The sequence below is a fragment of the Desulfovibrio mangrovi genome (assembly GCF_026230175.1).
Taxonomy (GTDB): domain Bacteria; phylum Desulfobacterota; class Desulfovibrionia; order Desulfovibrionales; family Desulfovibrionaceae; genus Halodesulfovibrio; species Halodesulfovibrio mangrovi.
On record NZ_CP104208.1, the window covers coordinates 38,509 to 53,247 of the forward strand.

13 protein-coding genes are annotated in these 14,739 nt (G+C 58.8%); 6 read left to right on the plus strand and 7 right to left on the minus strand.

Features of this window, described 5'->3' with window-relative positions:
* Nucleotides 1–22 precede the first annotated feature (22 nt).
* Nucleotides 23–2,719 carry a formate dehydrogenase subunit alpha gene (fdhF, locus tag N1030_RS00160; protein ID WP_265826933.1) on the plus strand — a complete coding sequence of 899 codons (2,697 nt, stop codon included), beginning with the start codon at nucleotides 23–25 and terminating at the stop codon, nucleotides 2,717–2,719.
* A gap of 96 nt (nucleotides 2,720–2,815) precedes the next feature.
* Here the strand turns inward: fdhF and N1030_RS00165 are convergent, their stop codons facing one another.
* The 7 genes from N1030_RS00165 to N1030_RS00195 all read right to left on the minus strand — a co-directional run bounded on the left by N1030_RS00165 (nucleotide 2,816) and on the right by N1030_RS00195 (nucleotide 10,103).
* On the minus strand, nucleotides 2,816–3,280 hold the full coding sequence (locus N1030_RS00165; RefSeq protein ID WP_265826934.1) for an Lrp/AsnC family transcriptional regulator: 465 nt from the start codon (nucleotides 3,278–3,280) through the stop codon (nucleotides 2,816–2,818).
* 440 nt (nucleotides 3,281–3,720) lie between these two features.
* Nucleotides 3,721–4,782 carry an SPOR domain-containing protein gene (locus N1030_RS00170; RefSeq protein ID WP_265826935.1) on the minus strand — a complete coding sequence of 354 codons (1,062 nt, stop codon included), beginning with the start codon at nucleotides 4,780–4,782 and terminating at the stop codon, nucleotides 3,721–3,723.
* Between the two features lie 197 nt (nucleotides 4,783–4,979).
* Nucleotides 4,980–5,174, minus strand: a complete 195-nt coding sequence (locus tag N1030_RS00175; protein ID WP_265826936.1) for a YwbE family protein — start codon at nucleotides 5,172–5,174, stop codon at nucleotides 4,980–4,982.
* A gap of 56 nt (nucleotides 5,175–5,230) precedes the next feature.
* Nucleotides 5,231–6,388, minus strand: a complete 1,158-nt coding sequence (locus N1030_RS00180) for an AI-2E family transporter (protein ID WP_265826937.1) — start codon at nucleotides 6,386–6,388, stop codon at nucleotides 5,231–5,233.
* A gap of 204 nt (nucleotides 6,389–6,592) precedes the next feature.
* A complete protein-coding gene (locus N1030_RS00185; RefSeq protein WP_265826938.1) occupies nucleotides 6,593–7,810 on the minus strand; it encodes an HlyD family secretion protein in 1,218 nt (405 codons plus the stop codon).
* 61 nt (nucleotides 7,811–7,871) lie between these two features.
* Nucleotides 7,872–9,470, minus strand: coding sequence for a DHA2 family efflux MFS transporter permease subunit (locus N1030_RS00190; protein ID WP_265826939.1), 1,599 nt, complete (start codon nucleotides 9,468–9,470; stop codon nucleotides 7,872–7,874).
* A gap of 48 nt (nucleotides 9,471–9,518) precedes the next feature.
* The gene (locus tag N1030_RS00195; protein WP_265826941.1) at nucleotides 9,519–10,103 is read right to left on the minus strand and encodes a TetR/AcrR family transcriptional regulator; all 585 of its coding nucleotides are present in this window, start codon (nucleotides 10,101–10,103) and stop codon (nucleotides 9,519–9,521) included.
* 239 nt (nucleotides 10,104–10,342) lie between these two features.
* On the opposite strand from N1030_RS00195, the gene N1030_RS00200 reads away from it, so the two are divergent.
* The 5 genes from N1030_RS00200 to N1030_RS00220 all read left to right on the plus strand — a co-directional run bounded on the left by N1030_RS00200 (nucleotide 10,343) and on the right by N1030_RS00220 (nucleotide 14,550).
* Entirely contained in the window at nucleotides 10,343–10,993 is a 651-nt protein-coding gene (locus N1030_RS00200; RefSeq protein ID WP_265826942.1) for a LysE family translocator, read from the plus strand.
* Nucleotides 10,994–11,004: 11 nt separating this feature from the next.
* Nucleotides 11,005–11,538: a hypothetical protein gene (locus N1030_RS00205; protein WP_265826944.1), complete on the plus strand. Its 534-nt coding sequence runs from the start codon at nucleotides 11,005–11,007 to the stop codon at nucleotides 11,536–11,538.
* A gap of 2 nt (nucleotides 11,539–11,540) precedes the next feature.
* Entirely contained in the window at nucleotides 11,541–12,326 is a 786-nt protein-coding gene (locus N1030_RS00210; protein ID WP_265826945.1) for a MogA/MoaB family molybdenum cofactor biosynthesis protein, read from the plus strand.
* A gap of 62 nt (nucleotides 12,327–12,388) precedes the next feature.
* Nucleotides 12,389–13,696, plus strand: a complete 1,308-nt coding sequence (locus N1030_RS00215; RefSeq protein WP_265826946.1) for an HD-GYP domain-containing protein — start codon at nucleotides 12,389–12,391, stop codon at nucleotides 13,694–13,696.
* Entirely contained in the window at nucleotides 13,693–14,550 is an 858-nt protein-coding gene (locus N1030_RS00220; RefSeq protein ID WP_265826947.1) for a 4-hydroxybenzoate octaprenyltransferase, read from the plus strand. Before N1030_RS00215 ends, N1030_RS00220 begins: the two co-directional genes overlap by 4 nt.
* Nucleotides 14,551–14,739: the final 189 nt, after the last annotated feature.

The following is a 14,739-nucleotide window of genomic DNA, read 5'->3' on the forward strand; positions in this document are numbered from 1 at the left end:
AAAAACGCTCTTGGAATTCCGTATGAGTAACACACTGACACTGAACGGCATTACCTGCGAGTTCACGCCCGGTGAAACGATTCTGGACGTGGCGCGGCGTAATTATGTGGATATTCCCACACTGTGCCACCTGAAGGGGACGACGCCCACGGGTGCGTGCCGTATCTGCGTGGTGGAGGTAAAGGGCGCGCGCAGCCTTGTGGCGGCCTGTGCCGCACCTGCCGGTGCGGGCATGGAGATTCAGACGGAATCGCCGAACGTGGTGCGTTCCCGCCGGATGAATCTGGAACTGCTGCTTTCTTCGGGCACGCATGACTGCCTGCTCTGTCCGGCATCGGGCGACTGCACCCTGCAGGCGCTGGCTTTCCGCTACGGTGCAGGTGGCAAGCGTTTTGCTGTCCGAAAGCCTGCTCATACCCCGGACGTGTCCAATCCTTTCCTCATTCGCGACTTTTCCAAGTGCATTCTGTGCGGTCGCTGTGTGCAGGCCTGCAAGCAGGTGCAGGTGAATGACGCCATCGACTTCGGCTATCGCGGAGCCAAGACCAAGATCATCACCCGCAACGACCTGCCGCTCGGCCAGTCGGACTGCGTGTTCTGCGGTGAGTGCCTGCAGGTATGTCCCGTGGGGGCCATCACCCTCAAGGATGCCCGCAAGAAGCCGCGCCTGTGCGAAACGCAGGCAGTGCGCACCACATGTGCATATTGCGGGGTGGGGTGTCAGGTGAATCTGCATGTGCGTGACAACAGGATTCACATGGTAACCGGTGCGGAGGCGGCACCCAACCATGGCAGCCTGTGCGTGAAAGGCCGTTTCGGGCTGGAGTTCATCAACTCGCCGGAACGTCTGACAACGCCGCTTGTCCGCAAGGATGGCGAACTTGTCCCCGCATCATGGGATGAGGCGCTGAATGCAGTGGCGCAGCGACTGTCTGCCGTGTGTACTCAGCATGGTGCGGATAGTGTGGGCGTGCTGACATCGGCCCGCTGCACCAATGAAGAGAACTACCTCATACAGAAATTTGCCCGCGCGGTGGTCGGCACGAATAACGTTGACCACTGCGCACGGCTCTGACACTCCCCCACGGTGGCCGGTCTGGCCGCCGCATTCGGAAGCGGAGCTGCAACCAACCCCATGCATGATGTGATCAACGCCGACGTGGTGCTGATTACCGGTTCCAATATTACGGAAAACCACCCCGTGCTGGCGGCGCAGCTGAAGCGTGCCGTGAAGTTCGGCAGGCCGGATGGCCGCAGAACCCGCCTGATTGTCGCGGACCCGCGCAAGGTGGGCATTGCCCGCCATGCGGATATCTGGATGCGCCCCACGCCGGGAACGGACGTGGCGTGGATCAACGGGCTTGCCCATGTGATTCTGCGCGAGAACCTGCACGATGCCGCATACGTGGCCGAGCGGACCGAAGAGTTCGAGGCTTTCCGTGCGGCGGTGGCGGCGTTCACGCCGGAGCACGTGCAGGCCGTGACAGGCATTCCCGCCGCACAGGTGGAAGAGGCCGCACGGCTCTATGCCTCCGGCAGGGCCCTCATATTCTACTGCATGGGCATGACCCAGCACGTGAGCGGCACGGACAACGTGAAGGCGCTGGCAAACCTTTCCATGCTTTGTGGCAACATCGGCCGCGAGGGCGGCGGACTCAACCCCATTCGCGGGCAGAACAATGTGCAGGGCGCGTGCGATATGGGCGGTCTGCCGGACAAGCTGCCGGGCTACCGCAACGTGGCGGATGCCGAAGCCCGCGGTGCCGTGGGCAAGGCATGGGGAACCGTGCTGCCGGACGGCAAGGGCATGACCTCACGCGACATGTTCCATGCCATGGAGCATGGGACGCTGAAGGCGCTGTATCTGGTGGGCGAGAATCCCATGGTGTCCCATGCGGACCTCGGTCATGCAGAGCGTTGCTTTGATTCTCTCGATTTTCTGGTTGTGCAGGATATCTTTCTTACCGAAACAGCTCGCCGTGCCGACGTGGTGCTGCCTTCTGCATGCTTTGCGGAGAAGGACGGCACCTTCACCAATACCGAACGCCGCGTGCAGCGCGTACGCAAGGCTGTAAATGCCCCGGGCGAGGCCCTGGCGGACTGGCGAATCGTATGCAGTCTGGCCAATCGCATGGGCGCACAGTGGTCCTATGCCTCTCCCAAGGACGTCATGCGTGAGATTGCGGCGGTAACGCCCTCCTACGCGGGCATTTCCTACGACCGGATTGAGGAAGAAGGGCTGCACTGGCCCTGTCCGGATGCCGCGCATGCAGGCACGCCCATTCTGCACAAGGAGCAATTCGTGCGGGGCAAGGGGCGTTTTCATGCCGTGGCCTTCGTGCCTCCGGCGGAGCTGCCTGATGAGGCGTATCCCTTCATCCTGACCACGGGACGCGTGCTGTATCAGTACCATACCGGCACCATGACCCGTAAGGCCAAAGGTCTGGCGGCCAAAGAAGGGGAATGCTTCGTGGAGATTGCCCGGGAAGATGCCCTTCGTCTGGGCATAGGGCAGGGAGCGGACGTGCGCGTGAGCTCGCGTCGTGGTTCCATTGTGGTGAAGGCCCGCATTTCCCCCAAGGCGGTGTCTGGCACCGTGTTCATTCCCTTCCATTTTGCGGAAGCGGCAGCCAACCGGCTGACTCACGATGCCTCTGATCCCGCATCCGGCATCAGCGAGTTCAAGGTTTGTGCCGTGCGCGTGGAGCCTGCGGCATAGCACCCGTTGAGCAGCATTCTGATCTGAAAAAAAAGCCCGTCCGGATCGCCTTTGCGGCAGCCGGACGGGCTTTCTGGTTGTCCTGAAAAATGTCGGCTATTCCGGCAGCGTGTCAGGATCAAGGATGTAGGGAGCCATCATGCGGGTACCCTTGTACACCACAAAGCTCTCAACAGACAGGATGCCTTCGACCTTGGACATTTCATTGGAGTAGAACTCCAGCAGTCCGAATCCTTCCCGTAGCAGCAGGGTCAGGATGATGTCGAATCGGCCGGTTACCACGGCGGAAGAGATGACGCCCTTCAGCTCGCTCAGTTCCTGACATTTGGAGAACAAGTCTCTCTCGCTCAGACGTACGCCCGTGTAAACGATGGTGTGGCCGGGAATCTTTTCAACATCCAGACGCCCGACAATGTCCATTACGCCGTCTTGCTGCATCTTGTTGATGCGCGAGCGCACGGTGTTTTCCGCAACGGAAAGCTCCTGTGCGATTTCCCTGTAGGACTTGCGCCCGTCAAGCAACTGCCCCGCAATCTGGAAGCTCAGCTTGTCGATTTTCACTATTTCCTCCGGTAGGCTCTGGTGCGGCGGCTGCATTTTTCATCAGCACGAACGCCGCGCAGGGGTGAGGGGAACAGGGCGAAAGCCCAATCAACCACGCAATGTCGTCAATAAGCACGTCTGGGTACTTATCGGAAATTACAAAAAAGTTCAATTCCTCATCTGGATAAAGTGATTTTTGCGGAAAATTGCAAATTCACCGGTCCGTAACTATTGGACAAATTGAAGGACTGCGCACGTTAGCAAGCGCTCTTCGTCACTTTATGGGCAAGCTTTGCTCGTTTCCTCACCCCTTTCGGATGGTGCAGAAGAAATCAGCGGAATTGCGGGGTGGATGCTTGTTTGGCCGAGTGTGGCTGCGTTTTAATCTGCAATGGCGCTTCTGTTTTTGGACGTGCTTGCTCGTGCTCTGGCTGCGCCGAACAAACAGGAAAGGAGGATCAGCGGCGGGCGCGCTCGGCCCGTGCCTTGTATTTGGCAGCGGTGAAGGAGCGGATTGCACAGGGGGAATTGCGCGCGGACTTGTAGCGCGTGCAGATGGCTTCTGCGGCCTGTCTGGATGCGCCCGTACCGGCGAGCAGGCTGTACCATGCGCGCTGGCGGGTATCGTACAGCACGATGACCTCTGCGGTGAATCCTGCTGCCGAGAGTCTGCCGCGTTCGGTAAATGCTTCCGCGCGTGATTGGTAGCTGCCGGTATGTGCCAGCCAGAGCGTGCCTGTGGCAGCGGCGGGGCGTATGGCCGGTAGCGTGGTGCGGGGCGTGTTTGGTTGTGAAGCGGCAACGGTTGCAGGCTTCGATGCTTTGGAAGAGGGGGGGACAGTCTTTACCGGTGTTGCAGCGGTTTTGGCTGCCGTTTGTTTTGTCTGCTGTTCAGTAACGCGATGGCTTGGAACAGCGCGGGCTGGGGGGGCCGGAGGGGCCGGAGACGATGCGTTGGCTGCAACAGCTGTTTCGGTTTGTGGAGCAGCCATGGTTGCTGCCGTAGTCTTGTCACTTGTCCTGTTAATCGTCTTGTCCGGCGACTTGTCAGGCGTCTTATACGGTACTGTTTTGTTTTGAGGGGCCGCCTCCAACGCTTCGCCGGTCTGTGCTGGTGCAGCATCAGGAGTACCGGAGAACTGTGAAGGCAGCGGAAACATGCTGGCCAGAGTGGCGGTTTCCGGCAGTTGTCCTGCGGATTTCTTGATGGACGTTTCCACGGGACCGGCTGCCGTTTCCAGAACCGGTTCGACCGGCTGTCGTGAGCCATCGTCCGATGCGGCTTCGGCGGGCGTTACGATCATGTATTCTTGCGTGAGGGAGGAGGTGGCAGGGGAGGCTGTGTCGTCCGTCCGCGAATTCTCAGAGGGCGCGGTTGCAAAGCTGCCGCCTGATGGAGGAACAAGTGCCGGCTCAACGGAAAAAATTATCCATTTGGCCATGATGGCCGTGGAAATGAAGGCCGTGAAGAGCATGGCGGCAAATCCGAAAGTCAGGTGTGACCGTGTGGATCTGTTCATGGCAGTTGTGCCCTGTTTCCTTGTATCCCGTTTAGACCTTGTCAGCGGAAGGTCCGCTGTCAGTCCGACTCGCCCTCCGACTGATAGCAGGCGGTAACATCCGGATATTCTGTAACAGTATGGCACGGTCAGGGTTTTGTGGCAAGCTTTGCGTGTCTAATGCCTGCCGCTTCACGATGTTATCGGCAAAAGGGGTGTCAGCCGATGATCTCCCGCACCCTGCCGATGAGGCCGCTTTCCAGCCGCACCTTGATGCCGCGGGAATGGTAGGGGGCCTTCGTCAGCAGGTTCTTGACGATGCCTTCCGTAAGTTTGCCCGTGCGCTGGTCCTGCTTGAGGACTATGCGCACTTTAAGTCCTGGATGAATGTCGCTGCGGTTGGTGCCGTCCATGGTGTTCCTTTGCGTAACGGGGGCTGATGCAAACCGTCATGTACTGACAGTGCGGATTAATCTTCTTTTGCCTGCTCTTCAGGCGAATCGTCTGGGGAGAGGTCCTCTACACGCACTGCAGGCACGGGGTCAATGACCCGGCGGTAGTAGGAGAGGCAAAGAACTGTCATGGGCAGGGCGATAAGCAGGCCGAGCAGACCGAGCAGCTTGCCCCACACGGAAAGCGAAAGCAGGATCATCCACGGGGAAAGCCCCATGGCCTGTCCCATGATGCGCGGGGTGAGCACGGCGTCCTGAATAAGCTGCACCACGGCGAATACCGCAAGAATGAGCAGCATGAGCATGGCAAAGTTGATGTCCGTTTCCAGCCAGTGAATGATGCCCAGCAGGACCGCGGGCACAAAGCCCAAAATCTGCAGATAGGGCACCATGTTCAGCGCGCCTATGAACAGACCGAGCAGGATGGCCAGAGGCAGGCCGAGTATGGAGAAGCCGATGGCAAAGAGAACGCCCACAATGGCGGCAACCAGGGCTTGCGCCCTGAAATAGCGGTTCATGCCTGCTTCGAAATCGTTGACAAAAAGTTCGACCGGAGCACGCCATGACAGGGGAAGCATGGTGCGCCAGTCGGTCTGCACCTTCTGGAAATCCATGAGCAGAAAGACAGTGTAAAGCACGATAATGAGCAGGCCCATGATGCCCATGATGAGGTTGCCCGCGCCTTTTACGGCACCCCACAGGCCGGGGAGCAGCTTCTTGGCGGCAGTTTGCACCATGTCCAGTCCCTGCGAGGAAGTGAAGAACTCCCGTAGGTCGCTCTGGTTGAGCACATCCTTGAGCACTGCCCACACTTCGGCAGGCAATTCCTGCGAAGCCTTGGCTGCGAGGGGGGAGTTGCCCGCAAATTCGGTGACAAGCCTGCCCATGTGTTTCACTTCGGCGGTGATCATGGGCACGATGAGGGAAATCAGGCCGCAGAGAACGCTGATAATGAGCAGCAGGGTCAGCAGTACCGCCACCTCCCTGCGCTTCACGTAGGTCTGGATGCGCTGGGCAAGAGGATGCATGAGGTAGGCGAGGATGAGTGCGACCACGAAGGGAACAAGCACATCGCTCAGGTACCCCAGCACGGTGACGCCGCCCCACAGCAAGCCGATGGTGATGGCGATGCGGACGACTCTGTCGAAGGTGAAGGGCTTGTCGCTGATGACCATGGTGTTTCCTGCTGACGTTGCGTTTTGGGGGCCGTCATCATGGTGGTGTGGTGGGTTGTTATCCCTGACGGCGTATATTTCGGGCACAGTACCTGTCTTTTCAGGCAGATGCAACGAGGCGGGCTTTCTGGCTGCAGTATGTCTTAAAAAGCCCCGCCTGTAAGGCGGGGCTTTTTCGATCATGAACTCCGGGAGTTGTTGCGATTAGCGGGTGTGCACTGTGGAGATGACGCTCATGCCGATGCGCAGGTCGGGTAGGTTCTGGTTGGTTTCATCCAGTACGACTTTTACAGGCACACGCTGCACCACCTTCACGAAGTTGCCGGAAGCGTTCTCCGGCGGGAACAGGGAAAAGGCAGAGCCGGTTCCGGCCATGAGGGATTCGACGGTTCCGCTGAGCGTGATGTCCGGGTAGGCATCCACTTTCATGGTGACATGCTGGCCCACCTGCATGTGGGTGAGCTGGGTTTCCTTGAAATTGGCAGTGATCCACAGACCCTTCTTGTCCAGCGGTACCACTGCAAGCAGCATCTGGCCCGCGGCGATTTGTTGACCCGCTTCCACGTTGCGCTTGGTGACATAGCCTGCGGCAGGAGCGGTGATGCGGGTATAGGAAAGATTGAGTTCGGCCTGCTTCACCCGGGCGAGGGCAAGCTCCACGCGGGCCTTCTGGGCAAGGGCCTGCTTGTCGTCTATGCGGGCCTTGTCGTGGCCGGTCTTTGCAAGCCGGATGCTGGCCTTCAGTCTGTCCACATCCTGCTGCAGCGAACCGCGCTTGTGCGTCAGGGCCAGCATCTTGGCCTGCGCGGACCCAAGCTCGGCCTGCGCGGTCTTCAGTTTGGTCAGGGCATTGTCATAGGCCGACTGGGAAACCACCTTGTCCGCAATAAGGGTTTCATAGCGCTTCATGTCCAGCGCGGCCTGCTTTTCCACTGCGGTTGCCTGCTCCACGGCCTTGCGGGCGGCTTCCTCTTCTTCTGCGGCCTGTTCAAGGTTCTTGTAGAGACCGGCAAGCTGGGCGTTGGCCTGCGTGACTCTGGAATCCGTCTCGCTGATGGTCAGCGGAGCCTGCATTTCCAGTGCCGCATACTGGCTTTCCGCCGTGGAAAGATCGGCGCGCGCCTGCGCAAGGGCTACCTCAAGGTCGGTGGGGTCAAGCTCGATCAACAGTTGGCCTGCTTCCACCTGTTGGTTGTCCTCGACCAGCACGGAATTCACGAAGCCCGATACGCGGGGGTTAACGGAATAGATGTGTCCGTCCACAAAGGCGTCGTCGGTTTCTTCTTCTCCCCAGATGGCCCAGACATAGCCTGTCGATCCGAGAAGAAGGAGCAGCAGGGTGAGCATGACAATGGTCTTCTTGCGCTTGGCCTGTGCAGGCGTCAGTTGTGCCGAATCCGTCGATTTGTTTTGAGCTTCCATGATCGTTTTCCGTAATCTGTATCGATGTTGAAGAATGGTTGTGTCTGGATGACCGGTCTGTCTAGTGGGCTGCTATCGGACCGGCAGCTCCCTTGGTCTTGCGCAGGATGAATACTCCCGCGATGCACAGGGCGCATATGACGGCGAGCCATCGGAATATGTCTATGAACGAGAGCAGCGTGGCCTGCTCAATCATCATCCTGTAAATGGCGGCAAGGGCGCTCTTGTGTTCCGCACCTATGGCAACCTGTCCCTTGAGAGCCTCTGTCAGCCCTGCGGCATATTGGCGGAACACCGGATCGAACTGCGAGGTATGCGCGGCCAGATGAGCCTGATTGGCCTGCGCTCCGCGTGAAAGCATGGTGGTAACAATGGAAATGCCCACGCCGCCGCCTATGTTGCGCATAAGGTTGAATATGCCTGCGGCGTTGCCCATTTTTTCCACGGGCAGGCCCCCCATGGCGGTGGTGGTGAGGGGCACGAACACAAAGCCCATGCCCAGCCCCATGACAACGTTGGGGATGATGATGTCACCCATGCCTATGGTCATGTTCAGGCTGCCGAATTTCCATGAAGCTGCCGCCAGCATGGTGAATCCGAAACCAATGAGCAGGCGTGAATCCACCCTGCCGATGCACTTGCCCACGATGATCATGGACAATACTGCTCCCATCCCGCGGGGGGAGAGGGCCATGCCGCTGTCCAGCGCAGGGTACTGCAGCAGGTTCTGCAGGAAGAGCGGCAGCATGGTCACAGTGCTGTAGAGCACGATGCCGACCATGAAGATGAGCACGGTGCCGGCGGCAAAGTTCTTGTCCTTGAGTACCCGCAGATCGACGATGGGATGCTTCACATGCAGTTCCCAGAAGACGAAGGCGATGAGCGAGAACACGCAGATGCCCGTGAACCAGCGTAACCAGAGGGCGGAGAACCAGTCCACCTGCTGTCCCTGATCGAGAATGATCTGCAGGGTGGCAAGGCCCACGGACATGAAGGCAAAGCCGATGTAGTCCACGGAGCCGTTGCGCTGATTCTTGCTTTCCTTGAGGTAGGGCGGGTCTTCAATGAAGCTCTGACACATCATCAAGGCCAGCAGGCCCAGCGGCAGGTTGATGTAGAATATCCAGCGCCATGAGTAGTTGTCCGTGATCCAGCCGCCCAGCGTGGGGCCGATGATGGGCGCCACAACCACGCCGAGGCCGAATACGGCCATGGCCACGCCGCGTTTCTCCGGCGGAAAGCTTTCCATGAGTATGGCCTGCGAGAGCGGTTGCAATGCACCGCCTGCGGCTCCTTGCACGATGCGCGCAAAGACCAGCGAGCCGAGCGTGGGGGCGGCACCGCAGGCCCCGGAGGCGATGATGAACAGGATAACGCAGCCGAGCAGGAAGCGCTTGCGGCCGAAGGTGGCCGAAAGCCAGCCTGTCATGGGCAGTACGATGGCGTTGGAGACCAGATAGCTGGTCAGCACCCATGTGGCTTCTTCCGTGCTGGCGGAAAGGTTGCCCGCCATGTGCGGCAGGGCCACGTTCGCCACTGAGGTGTCCAGCACTTCAAGAACAGTTGCGAGCATGACGGCAATGGCAATGAGCCACGGGTTCGCCTGCGGCTTCCACGGAGCTGTTGCGGAGGGGGCTGTCGGTTTGGATGCGTCGGGCATTGTCGGGTTATCGGTAGGTTGCTGGTGTGGCGGAGTTCGTCATGCAGGCTAGCAGGCCGGGGCAGGCGTTTTCAGTCCGGCAAGGACAAAGCGCATGATGTGGTCTTCCAGCGTTTGTGTATCAAACGTGTTGTCGCCGTATATGAAGGCGGAGCGGACGAATCCGGGAATGAACCGGGCGCTCAGTTCGGGGTGCGGATCGCAGAACATGCCCTTGGCAATGCCGGATCGGATGATGGCTTCGAAGATGGTGGCCAGTTCCAGTCGTATGGCGGCGCAGTGTGCAGTGTCGTCCGCTTTGGCATGTGCCTCGCGCAGCAGACGGAAGATGTCAGGATTCCCGTAGGCATAGCGCACCACTTCGCCGATGGCGTTGCGTAATTGCGTCTCGGGAGAATCCGTTTGCTCTTCCAGCTGGGTTCTGATGCGCTGGATGACTTCGTGAAAACCGGCGTGGACAACGGAGCGGTAAAGGTCGTCCTTGTCCTTGAAATAGATGTAGACAGTCCCCTTGCCCACACCTGCTTCCGTAGCCACGTCCGTGAGGAGCACCTTGTGGAAGGGGCGGGAGGCAAACAGGGCGCTGGCGGCTTCCATGATCTTTCTGCGCTTGTTTTCGTCGGGAGTCTGCATTGTATTTATTATAAATAATTATAGCTGGTTATTGTTTGTGTCTGGTCAATACTGACCGGCCAGTCATTTTTGCTACGCCTGTTTTAATGCATGGTCAACTTTTTTGCGTATCGAGATTGCAGGGGGGAGCACGGACTCATGTCTTTGCCGTGACATGAAGTGGTTGCTCTTGCGTATGGTACGGCTTCCCGATATGGTGGCCCTACCAATGCTGTTTGATCATCCGATTGGAGGCAGTCGTGGATAGTACGCTCTGGGCCCTGATGGGCCTTGCTTTTTTACTGGTCATCACGCCCGGGCAGGACACCATGCTTGTCTTGCGCAACGTGATGCTGCGCGGCAAATTCGCAGGCATTGCCACGGGAGTGGGCGCCTGCTGCGGTCTTTTCGTGCATGCAACGCTTTCCGTATTCGGCCTGTCCGCCGTATTGCTGTATTCAGCCACGGCGTTTTCCATCCTGAAGATCATGGGCGCATGCTATCTGGTCTATCTGGGCGGGCGCTCTCTGTGGGGAGCCTGGCGCGGCGAGGCGCTTCCGGACGGTCTGGGGATGGAAGGGGCTCAGCTGCTGCGCGGCAATATGGGACAGTTGCGCAAAGCCTTCGGCGAAGGCTTCATGAGCAACGTGCTCAACCCCAAGGTCGTGATATTCTATTTTGCCGTATTACCGCAGGTCATCGGCGATCCCGCGCTCATCATCCGTGATACGCTCTTTTTTGTGGGCTTTCAGTTCGTCATCGCCGTTATCTATCTGACTCTGCTTTCCATGTTTCTCGGCCATGTACGTCATGTGTTGTTGCGTCCCGCCTTCAAGCGCAAGCTTGAAACCGTTACGGGCGGCCTCATGGTTGTGTTTGGCGTGAGTCTGGCCTTGGAGCAGGCTCCGTAAGGAGGGTGAGAATGCACAGAGTATTCGTTTTTGCCATGCTGAGCGTGACGCTCTGCCTGTTTGTTCTGACCGGCTGCGGGCCGCGCCAGAGTTCCGGCGGCATGGAGGCCGCAGCACCGGCTGCTGCAGGGACGGACGATTCTTCTGCGCGTTATGTCATTGATTCCGGTAAACTGTGGAAGACCTGCGCCGCACGGTGCATGCAGGAAGATCTTTACGGGATTCTGACCCGCAAGGGGTGCCTGACGGGGTGCGAGATGGCAAGAGCAGCCCGCCCCAACAAGGGAATGTCGTATCATGATCTTTCCTGGTGCCTGAAAGACGTGGAGCGCCTGAACATTGCGGACCATGTGGAGACGCTGGGCAAGCAGTGCCGGGATAGCTCGAACCACCTGTACAGGCGGCGTGGTTGCAGGGATGCAGTCAAAGAGTATTATGCCGGATGGAACACGGAATTGTGCGTGGTGAAGGAAGAGTCGACCCCGGTCATCACCGGCGAGGAGGAGCCTCTCATCGCCGCCAAGCCTGCCAAAGGCAAGGAGTGACAATGCACAGTTGCAGTCTGAAATCGTGTAAGGACATTTGCAAAGGGCAATTGGCCTTCTTCTCCGACGCAGAGGTACCGATTGTTTGCAGCCACCGCGTGGAAGGTCTGGGGCCCCGCCCGTGGCTGCCTGCAGGCACCTTACTGCTGGGAGACGAAGGTACACCGCTCTTCAGGGTAGTGCAGAACGTCTCCCTGCCCGTACCGGATGCACAACATGCTGTGAAGGGCTTCTGGGCCGAGGCGCTGACCGATGTTTCCGAAGCCGAATCGCTGGCCTTTTCCGCCATGCGCAAGGGACTGAGCCTTGCGTGGGTGACGCTTTCCGATAAGGGGGCGGCAGGCGAGCGTGTGGACGAGAGCGGGCCGCTGATTGAGCGGCTGGTGCGCGAATCTCTGGATGTCGGGTATGCACAGGGCTACATCCTTCCCGATTCCATTGCCGAACTGAAGCAGACCGTCATGGAACTTGCCCTGGGGCAGGGGTATGATGTGATTCTCACCACGGGCGGCACAGGCGTGGGGCCTCGCGATACAACGCCGGAGGCCATAACCGGCCTGCTGGAGAAGCGTCTTTACGGTTTTGAGCAGGCCATGATGGCTGCAAGTCTTGCCAAGACGCATAATGCGGTTATTTCAAGGGCGGTAGCAGGTACGCTGGGGGGCTGCCTGATTATTACCCTTCCGGGCAGCCGAAAGGCTGTGGCGGAGAATCTGGAAGCCGTGCTGCCTGCGGTAGCGCACACGGTGGCCAAACTGCAGGGAGATCCTGCCGACTGCGGCAGCTAGTTTCTGCAGAATGACGCTGTCTTGGCAGCGTCAAAGATGAGATCATTTCGTTGGGGAGATTCATGCAGGTCAGACTCATAGACCTCATTGGTGTATTATCGCGCGCACTCGACCTTGTATCCCGTACCCTCGGCAAGCACCATGCCCATGTCGGCTGCATGGCTGCGCGTATTGCCGGACGCATGGAGCTGAGTCCTGTCATGCAGCGAGACGTGCTGCTTGCGGGTATGCTGCATGATGCTGGTGCTGTTGCCCTGCATATCAATCTGGAATCGCTGGGCTTCGAGGCGGATATTCATACCCATGCCCGTGCAGGCCAACTGCTGTTCGGCAATTTTTCCGGACTGGAGTCGGTTGCCGCCATCATCGGCGAGCACCACACCTCCTGGGCGCATCTGGCTGACTCCGGCATGGAGAACGAGCTTGCCCTTGCGGCGGCTATCGTGAATCTGGTCGATTTCGTTGATGTGCGTCTGGACCGCACCAAACCCTATGACGGGCAGTTTGCTCGCGTGCTTGAGGCCGCGCAGCGCGAGGCGGGTGGCAAATTCAATCCCGACTGCGTGAACGTGTTCCGCGACATGGTCGCCGAGCCGGACTCGTTGAGCGGTTTGTTCGCGCCGGAGGAGTGCCTGTGTACCGACGCCCACGAGCAGCTTGAGACGATTGTTCTGAATGCATGGGAAGTGCTGGGGTTGTGCGGTCTTTTTGCGCAGGTTATTGACTTCAGGAGTCGTTTTACGGCAACCCATTCGCGCGGTGTAGCCATCGTGGCGCAGGACCTTGCCCGATTGTTCAATTTTGATGTCGATGATCGTCACGCCATGTACGTGGCCGGACTGCTGCACGACATAGGCAAGCTGGCGGTGCCCAGCAGATTGCTGGAAAAGCCCGGCAAGCTGGAAGAGGACGAGTTTCTCGCCGTGCAGGATCATGCCGTGGTGGGCGAGTATATTCTTGGCGGAGTACCCGGACTTGAAAAGGTGTGCGAGTGGGGCACACAGCACCATGAACGCCTTGATGGTTCCGGCTATCCTCTGGGGCGCTCTGCGGACCAGCTCAGCCTCGGTTCACGCATCATGCAGGTGGCTGACGTCTTTACCGCCATTACGGAAGACCGCCCCTATCGGGATGGTATGAACGCCGAACAGACGGCCAATGTATTGCGCGCGCAGGTGGACAAGGGAGCCCTTGATCCGGAAGTGGTGCAGGTGCTCATGACGCATCTGGACGATATTAATGAAACCCGCATGCGGGAACAGCGTCGCGCCAAACAGGAATTCGAAGCCTTTGCCGAGGCGGTGCACCATGCATCCCTCAGCGAGATCGAAGACAACCTTTCATCAGTGTGTATCGCCGGAGGAGCATGAACCCCTTAGCCAAATTCGGTGCGGTTTGCCGCATGATCAAGATAGAGCACTCCGTGTTCGCCCTGCCGTTTGCCTATATCGGAGCCTTCATGGCTGCGGGCGGCATGCCCGATGTTCTGACCCTGCTGCTTCTTACGGTAGCCATGGTCGGCGTGCGTTCCTTTGCCATGGCCTTCAACCGGGTTGTGGATCTTCCTTTTGATTCAAAGAACCCCCGCACGCAGCAGCGTCCGCTGGTGACCGGTGAGATTACCCCCGCGCAGACATGGGCTTTCATCGTCATCATGGGAACGGTGTTCGTGCTTGCCTGCTGGGGCCTGAATCCCCTCTGCCTCAAGCTTGCCCCGCTGGCATTGGCGGTTTCCGCCATTTATAGCCTGCTCAAGCGGTTTACGTGGCTCTGTCACTTCTGGCTGGGCGCCGTGCTGGCCCTGTCTCCCCTTGCCGGCTGGATTGCCGTGGACCCGCAGTTCACCGTGCCTGCCGTGCTCTTTTTCTGGGGCATTGTCTTTTGGGTGGCCGGATTCGACATCATCTATTCCTGTCAGGATACGGCGTTTGACAAGTCCATCGGGCTGCATTCCGTGCCGGAGCATTTCGGCATCCGTTCCGCACTGATCATTTCCTCCTTCTGCCATGTGGTGACCTCTGTCATGTTCCTCATGGGGGGCTGGGCAGGCGGGCTTTCCTGGCCTTACTATCTGGTCTGGGCCGGTGTTTCCGGCGTTCTGTACTGGGAACATTCCATCATTTCCGCAGAAGACATGAGCCGTGTGAACATGGCCTTCTTCACCCTGAACGGCTACATTTCCGTGGCTTTGTTCGCCGGTGTGCTGCTGGGCATCTATCTGTAGCGTGCCGTATCTTCCGGCAATCTGATTGCCGTTCATATGAACCGGTTATTCCACGCCCCCGCAAGGGGGCGTTTTTCATGGACGTCAAACCGCCTTGATAAACAGCACGTTGGTGCCGGCGCGTTATTATTCAGCCATCAGTCGTCCTTCAGGTTGCATACTCCTCGGCCTGTGCTACGATTGTTCCCA